The sequence below is a fragment of the Pseudomonas sp. AC136 genome, assembly GCF_979258585.1.
The window spans coordinates 1,364,774-1,379,027 of record NZ_OZ409865.1 but is presented as its reverse complement, the minus strand read 5'-3'; the positions used below and the strand labels follow the sequence as shown (position 1 = coordinate 1,379,027).

Here is a 14,254-nt window from a genome sequence, read left to right as displayed (position 1 = left end):
ACGGCGTGATGCCGGAAGCGGAGCTGCGATTTAACTCCCCTCGCCCGCTTGCGGGAGCGGGGCTGGGGGTGAGGGTCGGGTGCGACGTCGGTGTTCGGCCGGAGATTTCCCCTCACCCCAACCCTCTCCCTCAGGGAGAGGGGGCAAAAAGCGGGCACTGCCGATTTTTTCGCTCCCCGCTTGAGTCCCACCGCCACCGTCCCCATCTACCGCTAGCCCCTTCCTCTCTGCGAGCCGCCGCATGATCTCCATTTTGTCTTCCCGCCAGCGCAAGGCGCTGCGCATGACGCGTGAGTTTGTTGCGCCGTACCGCTGGCACGTAATCGGCGCGCTGGTGGCGCTGATGTTCACGGCCGGTATCACGCTGTTTATGGGCCAGGGCGTGAAGCTGTTGGTGGACCAGGGTTTCGCCACCCAGTCGCCGCATATGCTTAACCAGTCCATCGCGCTGTTTATGGTGCTCGTCGTTGCACTGGCGGTGGGTACGTTTTCGCGGTTTTACCTGGTGTCGTGGATTGGCGAGCGCTTTGTCGCGGATATCCGCAAGAAGGTGTTCAACCATCTGATCACGCTGCATCCCGGCTTTTATGAGACCAACCGCAGTTCGGAAATCCAGTCGCGGCTGACGGCCGATACCACGTTGTTGCAGTCGGTGATCGGCTCGTCGCTGTCGTTGGCGTTGCGCAATGCGTTGATGCTGGTGGGCGGCGTGGTGCTGCTGTTTGTCACCAACCCCAAGTTGTCGCTGATCGTGATCGCCGCCTTGCCGCTGGTGATCGCGCCGATTCTGATTTTCGGCCGCCGCGTGCGCAGCCTTTCGCGCCAAAGCCAGGACCGCATTGCCGATGTCGGCAGCTACGTCGGCGAAAGTCTGGGCCAAATCAAAACCGTGCAGGCTTACAACCATCAGGAGCAGGACAAACGTCGCTTCGGCGGCACGGTGGAGGACGCCTTTGAAACCGCGCGCAAGCGAATTTCCCAACGCGCTTGGCTGATCAGTGTGGTGATTCTGCTGGTGCTGGGCGCCGTGGGCGTGATGCTCTGGGTTGGCGGCATGGATGTGATCGCCGGGCGCATCAGCGGCGGTGAGCTGGCGGCGTTTGTGTTTTATAGCCTGATCGTTGGCACCGCGTTTGGCACCTTGAGCGAGGTGCTGGGGGAGTTGCAACGGGCGGCGGGGGCGGCGGAGCGAATTGCCGAACTGCTGCAGGCGCGCAGTGAGATCAAGGCGCCGACGAGCGATTTGTTGGTATTGCCTGAGCGCGTCAGTGGTCGCATCGAGCTGGATGCCGTTCGCTTCGCCTATCCCACGCGCCGTGATCGCTTTGCGGTGGATGGCATCAGTTTGCAGGTGGAACCGGGCGAGACGCTGGCGTTGGTGGGGCCGTCCGGCGCTGGCAAGTCGACGCTGTTCGATCTGCTGCTGCGCTTTTTCGACCCGCAGGAAGGGCAGATTCGGGTGGAGGGGCTGCCCATCGCGCAGCTCGACCCTGTCGACCTGCGGCGCTGCTTCGCGTTGGTATCGCAAAACCCGGCGCTGTTTTTTGGCAGCGTGGAAGACAACATCCGTTATGGCCGCGCTTCGGCGACTCAGGCTGAGGTGGAGGCGGCGGCCCGTGCCGCGCATGCTCACGAATTCATTATGGCGATGCCTGAGGGTTATAAAACCCATTTGGGTGATGGTGGACTCGGCCTATCGGGCGGCCAACGCCAACGTCTGGCGATTGCCCGGGCGTTGTTGGTGGATGCGCCGATTCTGTTGCTGGATGAAGCCACCAGCGCCCTGGACGCCGAGAGCGAGCACCTGATTCAACAGGCCTTGCCGACCTTGATGGCCGGACGTACCACGCTGGTCATTGCCCACCGGTTAGCCACCGTGAAAAGCGCTGACCGTATTGCCGTGATCGACAAGGGGCAGTTGGTGGCGCTGGGCAGTCATGCGCAATTGGTGGCGAGTAATCCGCTGTATCGCCGCCTGGCTGAGTTGCAGTTCAACACCAGCAGCGACGAGACGCCGTTTACTCAGCCAGCTTGATGTCGCGCGGCGGACTCTTCGCCGGCTGCGGTTTCACGGTCAGCGCCACGCCGATAGCGGCGACGATGATCGAGCCAATGGCCACCCATTGGCTGCTGCTGAGTTTCTCTTGCAGGAAAATCAGCCCGGACATCGCGGCAATCGCCGGTTCCATGCTCATCAGCGTGCTGAAGGTGCGCGCCGGCAGGCGGGTCAGGGCGAACATTTCCAGGCTGTAGGGCAGGGCGGTCGACAGAATGGCCACGCCAATCGCCACCGGCAGCAGGGTGAAATGAAACATCGCGCTGCCGGCGGCAAATACTCCGATCGGAAACACGATGACGGCCGCGACCACCGTGCCCAGCGCTACGGTTTGGCTGCCGTGTTCGGCACCGGCGCGTTGGCCGAACAAAATGTACAGCGCCCAGCATACGCCAGCGCCCAAGGCCAACGCGGCGCCCAGCGGGTCGAGTTCGGCGTTGGCCGGGTTCACTGGCAGCAGCAAGGCCAGGCCGATTACGGCCAGGGCGATCCAGACAAAGTCGATAAAACGCCGCGACGACAGCATGGCCAGCACCAACGGCCCGGTGAACTCCAGCGCCACGGCAATGCCCAGCGGCACGGTTTTCAGCGACATATAAAACAGCAGGTTCATCACCCCGAGCGAAGCGCCGTAGCCGAGCAGCGACAACACGCCAGCGCGGTTGAACGGCGCACGCCATGGGCGCATTACCAGGCACAGAATGATTGCTCCCAGGCTTAGGCGCAGTGCTGAAACGCCTTCGGCGCCAACGACTGGGAAAATGCCCTTGGCCAACGCCGCGCCGCCCTGAATGGAACTCATGGCGATGATCAGCAAAAGAATGGGGATGGCAATCGAGACGGCGGGTTTGGACCCAGGCATGGGGAATTCCGGTTGGAGCGTGGCAGTGAGCAAAATGAGCGCTGGAGCTGATCGCGGCTGAAGCCGCTCCTACACAAAAGCGTGGGAGCGGCTTCAGCCGCGATGCTGTTGGGCGGTTTTTACCGCTCCGGAGTTTTTATCCGCGGGACGGGGTAGAGCTTAGCGGTACTCGCACAAGTACGCGGTGTCGACGGCCACTTTCAGCTGGAATTTGCTGTTGGCTGGAACGGTGAAGTTGCTGCCGGCTTCGAAGGTTTCCCAGGCGTCGGTGCCGGGCAGTTTCACGGTCAGGGCGCCGGCGACAACGTGCATGACTTCCAGTTGGCTGGTGCCGAATTCGTATTCGCCAGCGGCCATGACGCCGATGGTGGCCGGGCCTTGTTCCATGCCGAAGGCGATGGATTTAACGGTACCGTCGAAGTATTCGTTGACCTTGAACATGACATTTCCTTTAAAGGACGAAAAAAGGTCGGCCAGTATGCCCAAGGCGCTGGGCCCCGTCACCTGCGCGGGCCGCGCTACGGCGGCGTTTACGAGGCGGGCAGGACCAAGGGCAAAAGCCGCGCGGTGTTGCGCGCATCTTCCAGCGCGCGGTGCTGCTGGCCTTGAAAACTCAGGCCGGCCAATTGCAGCGCAGTGTTCAAACTCACCGGTTTTTGCAGTTGGCGGGCTTTGGCGAAGCGCTGTTTGAGGTTCAGGTGCGGCACGCTGGCGAGCAGGCTGGTGAGCTGGTGCTGCTGCCAATCCTGTTCCAGCTGTTTACGGTCGTAGTCGCCCCAACTGGCCCAACCCACCAGGCGCGGTTGATGGGCACCGAGCCAGCGCTCGAACAGCGGCCACACCGTTACAAGCGGCGCCGCAGCGTCGACATTCGCCTGCGTGATGTGGGTGAGTTGCTTGCAGAAACTGGTGAGGTGAGGGCGCCGCAGCGGGCGGACGAAGCGCTGAAAATGGTCAACCTCCCGGCCTTCGGCGTTCACCAAACTGGCGCCTATTTCGATGATTTCCATGTCTGTAACCGGCCAGCCACCCTCTTCAGTCGTGGCTTCCAGGTCGATCACCAACCAATATCCCATCGTTCTCTCCATCCGTTGGGCAAGCAGTATGGAAGGCCTTTCGACGCCTCGCAAACCCCATTCCAGGCGCCTGCGTGGCGTATGACCGACGAAGTCGGGGATTTTCTCCCGACCAAATCGTCAGGGCGCTCTACGCTTGTGGTAACCCTAGAAAGGAGAGATGTGATGGCGACTGTGGCGTTTATCGGGCTCGGCACCATGGGCTTTCATATGGCTGGGCACCTGGCCTGCGAAGGGCATCAGGTGACCGTGTACAACCGCACCCAGGCCAAAGCGGATGTGTGGTGCGAAGAATTTGCAGGCGAAAGCGCCGGCTCCCCGCGCGAAGCGGCCGAGGGCGCGGAATTCGTGATGACCTGTGTGGGCAACGACGAGCAATTGCGCGCCGTGTTGCTGGGCGAAAGCGGGGCGTTTGCCGGCATGGCGGCCGGTAGCGTGCTGGTGGATCACACCACGGCCTCGGCCGATATCGCGAAAGAAATGGCGACGCTGGCGGCCGAGCGCGAGGTGGGGTTTCTGGATGCGCCGGTGTCGGGCGGCCAGTCGGGCGCGGAGGGCGGCATGTTGACCGTGATGGTCGGCGGCGACACCGCGTTGTTTGAGCGCGCGGCGCCGGTGATCGAGAGTTATGCCAAACGGGTCAAGCGCATGGGGCCGGTCGGCAGCGGCCAGCTGACCAAGATGGTCAACCAGATTTGTGTGGGCGGCTTGCTGCAAGCCTTGGCCGAGGCGCTGCAATTTGCCCGTCGCGCCGGGTTGGACGTGCCCAGCGCCATGGACATCATCAGCCATGGCGCGGCGCAGTCGTGGCAGTTGGAGCATCGCTATCAAACGATGCTGGAGGGCAAGTTCGACAACGGTTTTGCCGTGGATTGGATGCGCAAAGACTTCGCCATGGTCTTTGCGGAAGCCAAGCGTAACGGTGCACAGCTGCCGGTGACGGAGCTGGTGGACCGGTTTTACGCCGAGGTGCAAGGGCAGGGCGGGGGACGCTGGGACACCTCCAGTTTGATTACACGTCTGAAGTAGCTCGCGGTGGCTTTGCGGTGGCCGGGCGCGCGAGTAGAATCGCCGCCCGTCGCCGGCGCGCCTGGTTACAGCGCGCACGGTTGGTTTGTTCACGAGGTATGAGTCGTCATGAATTGCCGCCCCGGTTGCGGTGCCTGCTGCATCGCCCCCTCCATCAGCTCGCCGATACCTGGTTTGCCTAACGGCAAGCGGGCCGGCGAACGTTGTTTGCATCTGTCGGTCGATAATTTGTGCGCGCTGTTCGGTTCGCCGCAGCGCCCGCCCGTGTGCTCGGCGTTCAGCGCCGATGTTGAGGTATGTGGCAGCAGCCGCGAAGAGGCGATCCGTTTGCTGGGTTGGCTGGAACAGGCCACCAGCCTCGGCGCCGAAGCGGCTATCCAATAAAGCCCGGGGGCCTCTGGCACCTCGCGCATCATCAGTAAGGAGTTCGTGATGGGTTTGCTAAGTCGAGTGGCTGGCGTGTGTGCCGTGAGTCTGCTGGCGTCTACAGCGGCGCATGCCGAGGATTGGAAGCTGGCCAAGGATGAAGACGGCATCAAAGTCTTTCTGAGCGAAGTACCCGGCTCGCAATACAAAGCCTACCGGGGCGTGACCACCATCAAGAGCGACATCGCTACCCTGCACGCGCTGCAGGAAGACGTCAGCGGTTCGTGCAAGTGGATTTTCCAATGCAGCGAGCAAAAGCTGATCAAAACCGAAGGGGCGCAAAGCTGGACCTACAGCCGCTTCAGCCCACCGTGGCCGGTAACCCCACGGGATTCGATCATCCACGTGACCACCACCGAAGAACCCGACGGCACCGTGCTGCGCAAGCTCGAAGGCTTGCCCACTTATCAGCCGGAAGAGAAGGGCTATGTGCGGGTGACCAAGGTGGACGGCTTTTGGAAGATGACGCCCAAGGGCACAGGCGATGTGGAAGTGACGTATCAGGTGACCACCGAACCGGGCGGCAGCGTGCCGTCGTGGTTGGCTAACAGCTTTGTGGTCGATGCGCCGTTCAAAACCCTTCAAGGCATGAAGGAACGGGCGGAGAAGAAGTAAGCCGCGCGCTTTCCTATTGTGGGAGCGGCTTTAGCCGCGATGCTCTTGGTGCATAAAAGCATCGCGGCTAAAGCCGCTCCTACAGGTTCGACGAAGCAATAAAAAACCCCGCATTGCGGGGTTTTTTATTGCTCGCGTAACGCTTATTTGCGGTCTTTCAGCGCAGTAATGTCGCGCTGCTCATAGCCGGTATAAAGCTGGCGCGGACGGCCAATTTTGTACGGGCTGGAGAGCATTTCTTTCCAGTGCGAGATCCAGCCGACAGTCCGCGCCAGGGCGAAGATTACGGTGAACATGCTGGTCGGAATGCCGATCGCTTTGAGGATGATGCCCGAGTAGAAGTCGACGTTCGGGTACAGGTTGCGTTCCTTGAAGTACGGATCGGTGAGTGCGATCTCTTCCAGGCGCATAGCCAGTTCCAGCTGCGGGTCGTTTTTGATGCCGAGTTCTTTCAGCACTTCGTCGCAGGTCTGCTTCATTACGGTGGCGCGTGGGTCACGGTTTTTGTAAACGCGGTGACCGAAGCCCATCAACTTGAACGGATCGTTCTTGTCTTTGGCCTTGGCAATGAAGGTGTCGATATTATCGACGCTGCCAATCTCGTCCAGCATGGTCAGCACGGCTTCGTTGGCGCCACCGTGGGCAGGGCCCCAGAGCGCAGCGATACCGGCAGCGATACAGGCGAACGGGTTAGCACCCGAAGAGCCGGCCAGGCGTACGGTGGAGGTGGAAGCGTTTTGTTCGTGGTCGGCGTGGAGGATGAAGATCCGGTCCATTGCCTTGGCCAACACCGGGCTGATCGGTTTGATCTCGCAGGGGGTGTTGAACATCATGTGCAGGAAGTTTTCCGCGTAGGTCAGGTCGTTGCGCGGATACATCATCGGCTGACCCATGGAATACTTGTAAACCATGGCCGCCAGGGTCGGCATTTTCGCCACGAGGCGAATGGCCGAAATCTCGCGGTGCTGCGGATTATTGATGTCCAGCGAGTCGTGGTAGAAGGCCGAGAGGGCCCCTACTACACCGCACATGATGGCCATCGGGTGAGCGTCGCGACGGAAGCCGTTGAAGAAGCTTTTCAGCTGCTCGTGAACCATGGTGTGGTTCTTTACGGTGCTGACGAACTTGGCTTTCTGCTCTTCGGTTGGCAGTTCGCCATTGAGCAGCAGGTAGCAGGTTTCGAGGTAGTCGGACTGCTCGGCCAATTGTTCGATCGGGTAGCCGCGGTGCAACAGGATGCCTTTGTCACCGTCGATATAGGTGATCTTCGACTCGCACGAGGCGGTCGACATAAAGCCAGGATCAAAAGTGAAATGGCCCGTGGCGGTCAGGCCCCTTACATCTACAACATCGGGACCAACGGTGCCGGATAAAACGGGCAGCTCGACGGGGGCTGCGCCCTCGATGATCAACTGCGCTTTTTTGTCAGCCATGTGTGGCCTCCTATTTATGCTTGAAATCACCAGACTGCCCCCCACGCAGGGCCCGCCACACTATAGAGAGATAAATCCTAAAGTCAATTTACCGCAAGCCATGCGCCAGAAGGCTTGCAGCGGTGTTTGGCGTTGTTTTTCGCGCTATTTACGCCTTTTGCCAAGTAAGCGCAATGAGCGGTTTGGGGTAGGCCTTTTCGTTGTCATTAGTAACCTAACTGTCTATACTCCCCCACCGACCGCCAGGGGCCTTGGAGCCTTTATTCTGGAGGTTGTCACTCCCTGGGTAGTGGGTTCTGACCAGTGCACTTCCCGACAACTTTGCCCTGATTGTTAGGGGCCCTTCAGTGTGAAAAAAGCCGTGAATAGCCAAAGACCTGTAAACCTAGACTTAAGGACGATCAAACTCCCAGTCACTGCTTACACGTCCATCTTGCACCGGATCTCCGGTGTCATCCTTTTCGTGGGCCTCGCTGTGCTGCTGTACGCACTCGACAAGTCCCTCGAGTCCGAGGATGGCTTCAAGCAGGTGGCCGCGTTTCTGGCCAGCCCTCTGGCCAAGTTTGTGATTTGGGGCCTGCTCTCCGCTCTGCTGTATCACTTGGTGGCAGGTATTCGCCATCTGATTATGGATGTGGGCGTTGGTGAGACGCTGGAAGGCGGCAAACTGGGCTCGCAAATCGTACTCGTCGTTTCGGCGGTAGTGATTGTGCTGGCGGGAGTATGGATATGGTAACTAACGTCACGAACTTCTCACGCTCCGGGCTATATGACTGGATGGCCCAGCGCGTGTCTGCGGTTGTACTCGCGGCTTATTTCCTTTTCCTGATCGGATACCTCGTGGTTCACCCAGGCCTGGACTACACCGTCTGGCATGGTCTGTTCTCACAGAACTGGATGCGCATTTTCAGCCTGTTGGCGCTCGTTGCTCTGGGCGTTCACGCCTGGGTCGGCATGTGGACGATTTCCACCGACTACCTGACGCAAATGGCGTTGGGCAAGTGGGCGACCGGTGTGCGTTTTCTGTTCCAGGCAGCGTGTGGCATCGCCATGTTCGCTTACTTCGTCTGGGGCGTGCAGATTCTTTGGGGTATCTGATTCATGGCTAACATTAATACGCTTTCCTTCGATGCCATCATTATTGGTGGTGGCGGTGCCGGGATGCGCGCCGCACTGCAGCTGGCCCAAGGTGGCCACAAGACTGCAGTAGTCACCAAGGTGTTCCCGACCCGTTCGCACACGGTGTCGGCACAAGGCGGTATCACCTGCGCCATCGCGTCGGCCGACCCGAACGATGATTGGCGCTGGCACATGTACGATACCGTCAAAGGCTCCGACTACATCGGTGACCAGGACGCTATCGAGTACATGTGTTCCGTGGGCCCGGAAGCGGTGTTCGAACTCGAGCACATGGGTCTGCCGTTCTCCCGTACCGAACAAGGCCGTATCTATCAGCGTCCGTTCGGTGGCCAGTCGAAAGACTTCGGCAAAGGCGGCCAGGCTGCCCGTACATGCGCCGCTGCTGACCGTACCGGTCACGCGTTGCTGCACACGCTGTATCAAGCCAACCTGAAAGCCAACACGGTATTCCTCAACGAATACTATGCAGTGGATCTGGTGAAGAACCAGGACGGCGTTTTCGTCGGCATCATCGCTATCTGCATCGAAACTGGTGAAACCTCGTACATCCGCGCCAACGCCACCGTGCTGGCAACGGGCGGTGCGGGCCGTATCTACTCGTCGACCACCAACGCCCTGATCAACACCGGTGATGGTGTTGGTATGGCGCTGCGTGCTGGCGTGCCGGTACAAGACATCGAAATGTGGCAGTTCCACCCCACCGGTATCGCCGGCGCTGGTGTACTGGTTACCGAAGGCTGCCGTGGTGAAGGTGGTTACCTCATCAACAAGCACGGCGAGCGTTTCATGGAGCGTTACGCTCCTAACGCGAAAGACCTGGCTGGTCGTGACGTGGTTGCCCGTTCGATGGTTAAAGAAATCATCGCTGGCAACGGTTGCGGTCCGGATGGCGACCACGTGATGCTGAAACTCGACCACTTGGGCGAGGAAGTACTGCACAGCCGTCTGCCAGGTATCTGCGAACTGTCGAAGACCTTCGCCCACGTTGACCCGGTTGTTGCGCCGGTTCCTGTGGTTCCAACTTGCCACTACATGATGGGCGGCGTTGCCACCAACATTCATGGCCAGGCGATCACCCAGGATGCTGCGGGTAACGACCACATCATTCCGGGCCTGTTCGCAGTAGGCGAAGTGGCGTGCGTATCGGTGCACGGTGCCAACCGTCTGGGCGGCAACTCGTTGCTCGACCTGGTGGTGTTTGGTCGTGCGGCCGGCATCCACTTGGAACAAACTCTGAAAGAAGGCGTCGACTATCGTCGTGCCACTGAAACCGACGTTGATGTTGCTCTGGCGCGTTTGAATGGCCTGAACGAGCGCACCAGCGGCGAAGACGTTGCGTCCCTGCGTAAGGAACTGCAGAGCTGCATGCAGAACTACTTCGGTGTATTCCGTACCGGCGAATACATGCAGAAGGGTATTGCTCAGTTGGCTGACCTGCGTGGCCGCATCGCTGCCGTCAAGATCGACGACAAGAGTCAGGCCTTCAACACCGCGCGCATCGAAGCGCTCGAGTTGCAGAACCTGCTGGAAGTGGCCGAAGCCACTGCCATTGCCGCTGAAGTCCGCAAGGAATCTCGTGGTGCTCATGCTCGTGAAGACTACGAAGATCGGGATGACGAAAACTGGCTCTGCCACTCCCTGTATTTCCCAGGCGAGAAGCGTGTGTCCAAGCGTGCCGTCAACTTCGCGCCTAAGACTGTTCCGGCGTTTGAACCCAAAATTCGTACTTATTAAGGGTGGCCATTATGTCTCTTGGTAAAACTCTGCAAGTTAGCGTTTACCGCTACAACCCGGAAACGGATGCCGCACCGTTTATGCAGGACTTCAATGTCGATATCGACGGCAAAGACCTGATGGTGCTGGACGTTCTGGCGTTGATCAAAGAACAGGATCAGGGCTTCTCGTATCGCCGTTCCTGCCGTGAGGGTGTTTGTGGCTCCGACGGCATGAACATCAGCGGTAAGAACGGCCTGGCCTGCATCACGCCGATTTCGGCTGTAGTGAAGGGCAACAAGCTAATCGTTCGTCCACTGCCAGGTTTGCCGGTTATCCGTGACCTGGTCGTCGACATGAGCATCTTCTACAAGCAGTACGAAAAGGTGAAACCTTTCCTGCAGAACAATACTCCGGCGCCGGCTATCGAGCGTCTGCAGACCCCAGAAGAGCGCGAAAAGCTCGACGGTCTGTACGAGTGCATTCTGTGTGCGTGCTGCTCGACGTCGTGCCCTTCGTTCTGGTGGAACCCGGACAAGTTCCTCGGTCCAGCTGCGCTGCTGCAAGCCTATCGTTTCCTGGCCGACAGCCGCGACACCCACACCGAAGAGCGTCTGGCTGCACTTGATGACCCGTTCAGCGTATTCCGCTGCCGCGGGATCATGAACTGCGTGAACGTTTGCCCTAAGGGTCTCAACCCGACCAAGGCAATCGGCCACGTACGCAGCATGTTGCTACACAGCGGTACCTGATTTACTGGCAATACCTGCATAACCAGCAATACCTGCGGCGCCGACCTTTCGGCGCCGTAGTTTAAGACCGGGTCGCTACCCAAAAGGCGGCGGCCCTCACTTTGAAAAATTGACGACCAGCAGGGGCATCCGGGCTGGTACCCGGACTATCTGCGGGATCCGAAGTGGCTTTACCAGGTCGCTGGTTTTGGGCTGGGTAATTTCATGCGGTTTCCACGCCGGTGGTGTCCCCTTACCGAGGGTGACCAAGCATGCAAGAAAGCGTGATGCAGCGCATGTGGGACAGTGCCCACCTATCCGGTGGTAACGCTGCCTACGTGGAAGAGCTCTACGAGCTCTACCTGCACGATCCCAACGCTGTGCCAGAAGAGTGGCGCACCTACTTCCAGAAGCTGCCGGCCGATGGCAACGTCACCAATGACGTTTCCCACTCGACGGTGCGCGATCATTTCGTGCTGCTGGCCAAGAACCAGCGTCGCGCTCAACCGGTGTCTGCCGGCAGCGTGAGCAGTGAGCACGAGAAGAAGCAGGTCGAAGTCTTGCGACTGATTCAGGCGTATCGGATGCGTGGCCATCAGGCCTCTCAGCTCGATCCGCTCGGTCTGTGGCAGCGCCCGGCACCGGCTGATCTGGCGATCAATCATTACGGCCTGACTGATGCCGATCTCGACACAACCTTCCGTACCGGTGAGCTTTACATCGGTAAAGAGGAGGCGACGTTACGCGAGATCTATGTGGCTCTGCAGCAGACATATTGCCGCACCATTGGCGCCGAGTTCACGCACATCGTCGATTCCGAGCAACGCAAGTGGTTCCAGCAGCGTCTGGAAAGCGTGCGCGGTCGGCCGACGGTTTCCCCTGAGGTTCAGAGCCATCTGCTCGAGCGCCTCACCGCCGCTGAAGGCCTGGAAAAATACCTGGGCACCAAGTACCCGGGCACCAAGCGTTTCGGTCTGGAAGGTGGCGAGAGCTTGATTCCGCTGCTCGACGAACTGATTCAGCGTTCCGGTTCCTACGGCACCAAAGAAATCGTCATCGGCATGGCCCACCGTGGCCGTCTCAACGTGCTGGTCAACACCTTCGGTAAAAACCCGCGCGACCTGTTCGACGAGTTCGAAGGCAAGAAGAAGCTGGTCGAGCTGGGCTCCGGCGACGTGAAGTACCACCAGGGTTTCTCATCCAACGTGATGACCACTGGCGGTGAAGTTCACCTGGCAATGGCGTTCAACCCGTCTCACCTGGAAATCGTTTCGCCAGTGGTTGAGGGCTCTGTTCGTGCCCGCCAAGACCGTCGCAACGACACCACGGGTGACAAGGTTCTGCCGGTTTCCCTGCACGGTGACGCGGCGTTCGCCGGTCAGGGTGTGGTCATGGAAACCTTCCAGATGTCGCAGACCCGCGGCTTCAAGACTGGCGGCACCATCCACATCGTGATCAACAACCAGGTTGGCTTCACCATCAGCAACCCGGAAGACTCCCGTTCCACCGAGTACTGCACCGACGTCGCCAAGATGATCCAGGCGCCGATCCTGCACGTAAACGGTGATGACCCGGAAGCCGTGTTGTTCGTGACCCAGCTGGCCATCGACTACCGCATGCAATTCAAGCGTGACGTGGTAATCGACCTGGTTTGCTACCGTCGTCGCGGCCACAACGAGGCCGACGAGCCGAACGGCACTCAGCCTTTGATGTATCAGCAAATCGCCAAGCAGCGCACTACTCGTGAGCTGTATGCCGACGCGTTGATCCAGTCCAACAGCCTTGATGCCGACAGCGTTCAGCACAAGGTCGACGACTACCGCAATGCGCTGGACAACGGTCTGCACGTTGTAAAAAGCCTGGTCAAAGAGCCGAACAAAGAGTTGTTCGTGGACTGGCGTCCGTACCTGGGCCACGCCTGGACTGCGCGTCACGACACCCGCGTACCGCTGAAAACCCTGCAGGAACTGGCGACCAAGTTGCTGGAAGTGCCAGAAGGTTTCGTGGTTCAGCGTCAGGTTTCGAAAATTCTCGAAGACCGCCAGAAGATGGCTGCCGGTGGCTTGCCGATCAACTGGGGCTTCGCTGAAACCATGGCGTACGGCACCTTGCTGTTCGACGGGCACCCGATTCGCTTGACCGGTCAGGACGTTGGCCGTGGCACCTTCTCGCACCGTCACGCGGTGCTGCACAACCAGAAGGACGCCGGCACCCACGTTCCGTTGAAGCACCTGTACGAAGGTCAGCCGCGTTTCGACCTGTACGACTCGCTGCTGTCCGAAGAAGCCGTGCTGGCCTTCGAATACGGCTACTCGACCACCAAGCCGGATGCGTTGGTGATCTGGGAAGCGCAGTTCGGTGACTTCGCCAACGGTGCACAAGTGGTTGTCGACCAATTCATCACCAGTGGCGAGCACAAGTGGGGCCGTCTGTGCGGTCTGACCATGCTGCTGCCGCACGGTTATGAAGGGCAGGGGCCTGAGCACAGCTCGGCGCGTCTGGAGCGTTACCTGCAACTGTGCGCTGAGCACAACATTCAGGTGTGCGTACCGACTACCCCGGCGCAGGTCTACCACATGCTGCGTCGCCAGGTGATCCGCCCGCTGCGTAAGCCATTGGTCGCATTGACGCCGAAGTCGCTGCTGCGGCACAAATTGGCTATTTCGACCCTGGAAGACCTGGCCGAAGGTTCGTTCCAAACGGTACTTCCAGAGATCGATGCACTCGATCCGAAGAAGGTAAAACGGTTGGTACTGTGCAGCGGCAAGGTCTACTACGACCTGCTGGAAAAACGCCGTGCCGAAGGCCGCGACGATACCGCCATCGTGCGTATCGAGCAGCTGTATCCGTTCCCTGAAGACGACCTGGCTGAGGTGCTTGCTCCGTATAAGAACCTGGAGCACGTGGTCTGGTGTCAGGAAGAGCCGATGAACCAAGGCGCTTGGTATTGCAGTCAGCACCACATGCGTCGCGTGACCAGCGCGCACAAGAAAGGCCTGTTCCTCGAGTACGCCGGCCGTGAAGGCTCTGCTGCTCCGGCCTGTGGTTACGCTTCGATGCACGCCGAGCAGCAGGAAAAACTGCTGCAAGACGCCTTTACTGTTTAACGCCTTCGTCCCACAACGGGCTGCAGCGATCCTGCAGCCCGTTCGCTGAAGAACCCGAATTTAAGG

13 protein-coding genes are annotated in these 14,254 nt (G+C 59.6%); 9 read left to right on the top strand and 4 right to left on the bottom strand.

Annotation, left to right across the window (positions count from 1 at the left end; all coding sequences use genetic code 11):
• Positions 1 to 241 precede the first annotated feature (241 nt).
• The gene (locus tag ACZZZU_RS06200; RefSeq protein WP_463550070.1) at positions 242 to 2,035 is read left to right on the top strand and encodes an ABC transporter transmembrane domain-containing protein; all 1,794 of its coding nucleotides are present in this window, start codon (positions 242 to 244) and stop codon (positions 2,033 to 2,035) included.
• On the opposite strand, the gene rhtA is transcribed toward ACZZZU_RS06200, so the two are convergent.
• From rhtA to ACZZZU_RS06185, 3 genes are all read right to left on the bottom strand, one after another.
• Positions 2,019 to 2,918: a threonine/homoserine exporter RhtA gene (rhtA, locus tag ACZZZU_RS06195; RefSeq protein WP_463382324.1), complete on the bottom strand. Its 900-nt coding sequence runs from the start codon at positions 2,916 to 2,918 to the stop codon at positions 2,019 to 2,021. The genes ACZZZU_RS06200 and rhtA overlap by 17 nt on opposite strands.
• Positions 2,919 to 3,077: 159 nt before the next feature.
• Positions 3,078 to 3,359 (bottom strand): pyrimidine/purine nucleoside phosphorylase, encoded by a 282-nt coding sequence (ppnP, locus tag ACZZZU_RS06190; RefSeq protein ID WP_122451165.1) that lies wholly within the window; start codon positions 3,357 to 3,359, stop codon positions 3,078 to 3,080.
• 89 nt (positions 3,360 to 3,448) lie between these two features.
• A complete protein-coding gene (locus tag ACZZZU_RS06185) occupies positions 3,449 to 3,994 on the bottom strand; it encodes a 3'-5' exonuclease (protein WP_463550069.1) in 546 nt (181 codons plus the stop codon).
• A gap of 165 nt (positions 3,995 to 4,159) precedes the next feature.
• On the opposite strand from ACZZZU_RS06185, the gene ACZZZU_RS06180 reads away from it, so the two are divergent.
• The 3 genes from ACZZZU_RS06180 to ACZZZU_RS06170 all read left to right on the top strand — a co-directional run bounded on the left by ACZZZU_RS06180 (position 4,160) and on the right by ACZZZU_RS06170 (position 6,064).
• Positions 4,160 to 5,023, top strand: a complete 864-nt coding sequence (locus ACZZZU_RS06180; protein ID WP_463550068.1) for an NAD(P)-dependent oxidoreductase — start codon at positions 4,160 to 4,162, stop codon at positions 5,021 to 5,023.
• Positions 5,024 to 5,131: 108 nt separating this feature from the next.
• Entirely contained in the window at positions 5,132 to 5,407 is a 276-nt protein-coding gene (locus ACZZZU_RS06175) for a YkgJ family cysteine cluster protein (protein ID WP_463550067.1), read from the top strand.
• 48 nt (positions 5,408 to 5,455) lie between these two features.
• Entirely contained in the window at positions 5,456 to 6,064 is a 609-nt protein-coding gene (locus ACZZZU_RS06170) for an START domain-containing protein (protein WP_463550066.1), read from the top strand.
• Positions 6,065 to 6,207: 143 nt separating this feature from the next.
• Here the strand turns inward: ACZZZU_RS06170 and gltA are convergent, their stop codons facing one another.
• The gene (gltA, locus tag ACZZZU_RS06165) at positions 6,208 to 7,497 is read right to left on the bottom strand and encodes a citrate synthase (RefSeq protein ID WP_463382328.1); all 1,290 of its coding nucleotides are present in this window, start codon (positions 7,495 to 7,497) and stop codon (positions 6,208 to 6,210) included.
• A 349-nt stretch (positions 7,498 to 7,846) separates the two neighbouring features.
• Here gltA and sdhC point away from each other — a divergent pair, with 349 nt between their 5' ends.
• From sdhC to ACZZZU_RS06140, 5 genes are all read left to right on the top strand, one after another.
• Complete coding sequence (gene sdhC, locus ACZZZU_RS06160; RefSeq protein ID WP_206000775.1) at positions 7,847 to 8,233, top strand: succinate dehydrogenase, cytochrome b556 subunit; 387 nt, start codon at positions 7,847 to 7,849, stop codon at positions 8,231 to 8,233.
• Positions 8,227 to 8,595: a succinate dehydrogenase, hydrophobic membrane anchor protein gene (sdhD, locus tag ACZZZU_RS06155; protein WP_122451172.1), complete on the top strand. Its 369-nt coding sequence runs from the start codon at positions 8,227 to 8,229 to the stop codon at positions 8,593 to 8,595. Before sdhC ends, sdhD begins: the two co-directional genes overlap by 7 nt.
• 3 nt (positions 8,596 to 8,598) lie before the next feature.
• Positions 8,599 to 10,371 carry a succinate dehydrogenase flavoprotein subunit gene (gene sdhA / locus ACZZZU_RS06150; protein ID WP_122497108.1) on the top strand — a complete coding sequence of 591 codons (1,773 nt, stop codon included), beginning with the start codon at positions 8,599 to 8,601 and terminating at the stop codon, positions 10,369 to 10,371.
• 11 nt (positions 10,372 to 10,382) lie between these two features.
• On the top strand, positions 10,383 to 11,102 hold the full coding sequence (locus ACZZZU_RS06145) for a succinate dehydrogenase iron-sulfur subunit (RefSeq protein ID WP_122451280.1): 720 nt from the start codon (positions 10,383 to 10,385) through the stop codon (positions 11,100 to 11,102).
• A gap of 251 nt (positions 11,103 to 11,353) precedes the next feature.
• The gene (locus ACZZZU_RS06140; RefSeq protein ID WP_122497110.1) at positions 11,354 to 14,188 is read left to right on the top strand and encodes a 2-oxoglutarate dehydrogenase E1 component; all 2,835 of its coding nucleotides are present in this window, start codon (positions 11,354 to 11,356) and stop codon (positions 14,186 to 14,188) included.
• Positions 14,189 to 14,254: the final 66 nt, after the last annotated feature.

Excerpts from the sequence above, each read along its gene's own strand:
- ACZZZU_RS06145 (WP_122451280.1), top strand. The coding sequence starts at position 10,383 with ATGTCTCTTGGTAAAACTCTGCAAGTTAGCGTTTACCGCTACAACCCG.
- ACZZZU_RS06200 (WP_463550070.1), top strand. The coding sequence starts at position 242 with ATGATCTCCATTTTGTCTTCCCGCCAGCGCAAGGCGCTGCGCATGACG.
- ACZZZU_RS06170 (WP_463550066.1), top strand. The coding sequence starts at position 5,456 with ATGGGTTTGCTAAGTCGAGTGGCTGGCGTGTGTGCCGTGAGTCTGCTG.
- ACZZZU_RS06180 (WP_463550068.1), top strand. The coding sequence starts at position 4,160 with ATGGCGACTGTGGCGTTTATCGGGCTCGGCACCATGGGCTTTCATATG.
- ppnP (WP_122451165.1), bottom strand. The coding sequence starts at position 3,359 with ATGTTCAAGGTCAACGAATACTTCGACGGTACCGTTAAATCCATCGCC.
- rhtA (WP_463382324.1), bottom strand. The coding sequence starts at position 2,918 with ATGCCTGGGTCCAAACCCGCCGTCTCGATTGCCATCCCCATTCTTTTG.
- sdhA (WP_122497108.1), top strand. The coding sequence starts at position 8,599 with ATGGCTAACATTAATACGCTTTCCTTCGATGCCATCATTATTGGTGGT.
- ACZZZU_RS06140 (WP_122497110.1), top strand. The coding sequence starts at position 11,354 with ATGCAAGAAAGCGTGATGCAGCGCATGTGGGACAGTGCCCACCTATCC.
- gltA (WP_463382328.1), bottom strand. The coding sequence starts at position 7,497 with ATGGCTGACAAAAAAGCGCAGTTGATCATCGAGGGCGCAGCCCCCGTC.
- ACZZZU_RS06175 (WP_463550067.1), top strand. The coding sequence starts at position 5,132 with ATGAATTGCCGCCCCGGTTGCGGTGCCTGCTGCATCGCCCCCTCCATC.
- sdhD (WP_122451172.1), top strand. The coding sequence starts at position 8,227 with ATGGTAACTAACGTCACGAACTTCTCACGCTCCGGGCTATATGACTGG.
- ACZZZU_RS06185 (WP_463550069.1), bottom strand. The coding sequence starts at position 3,994 with ATGGGATATTGGTTGGTGATCGACCTGGAAGCCACGACTGAAGAGGGT.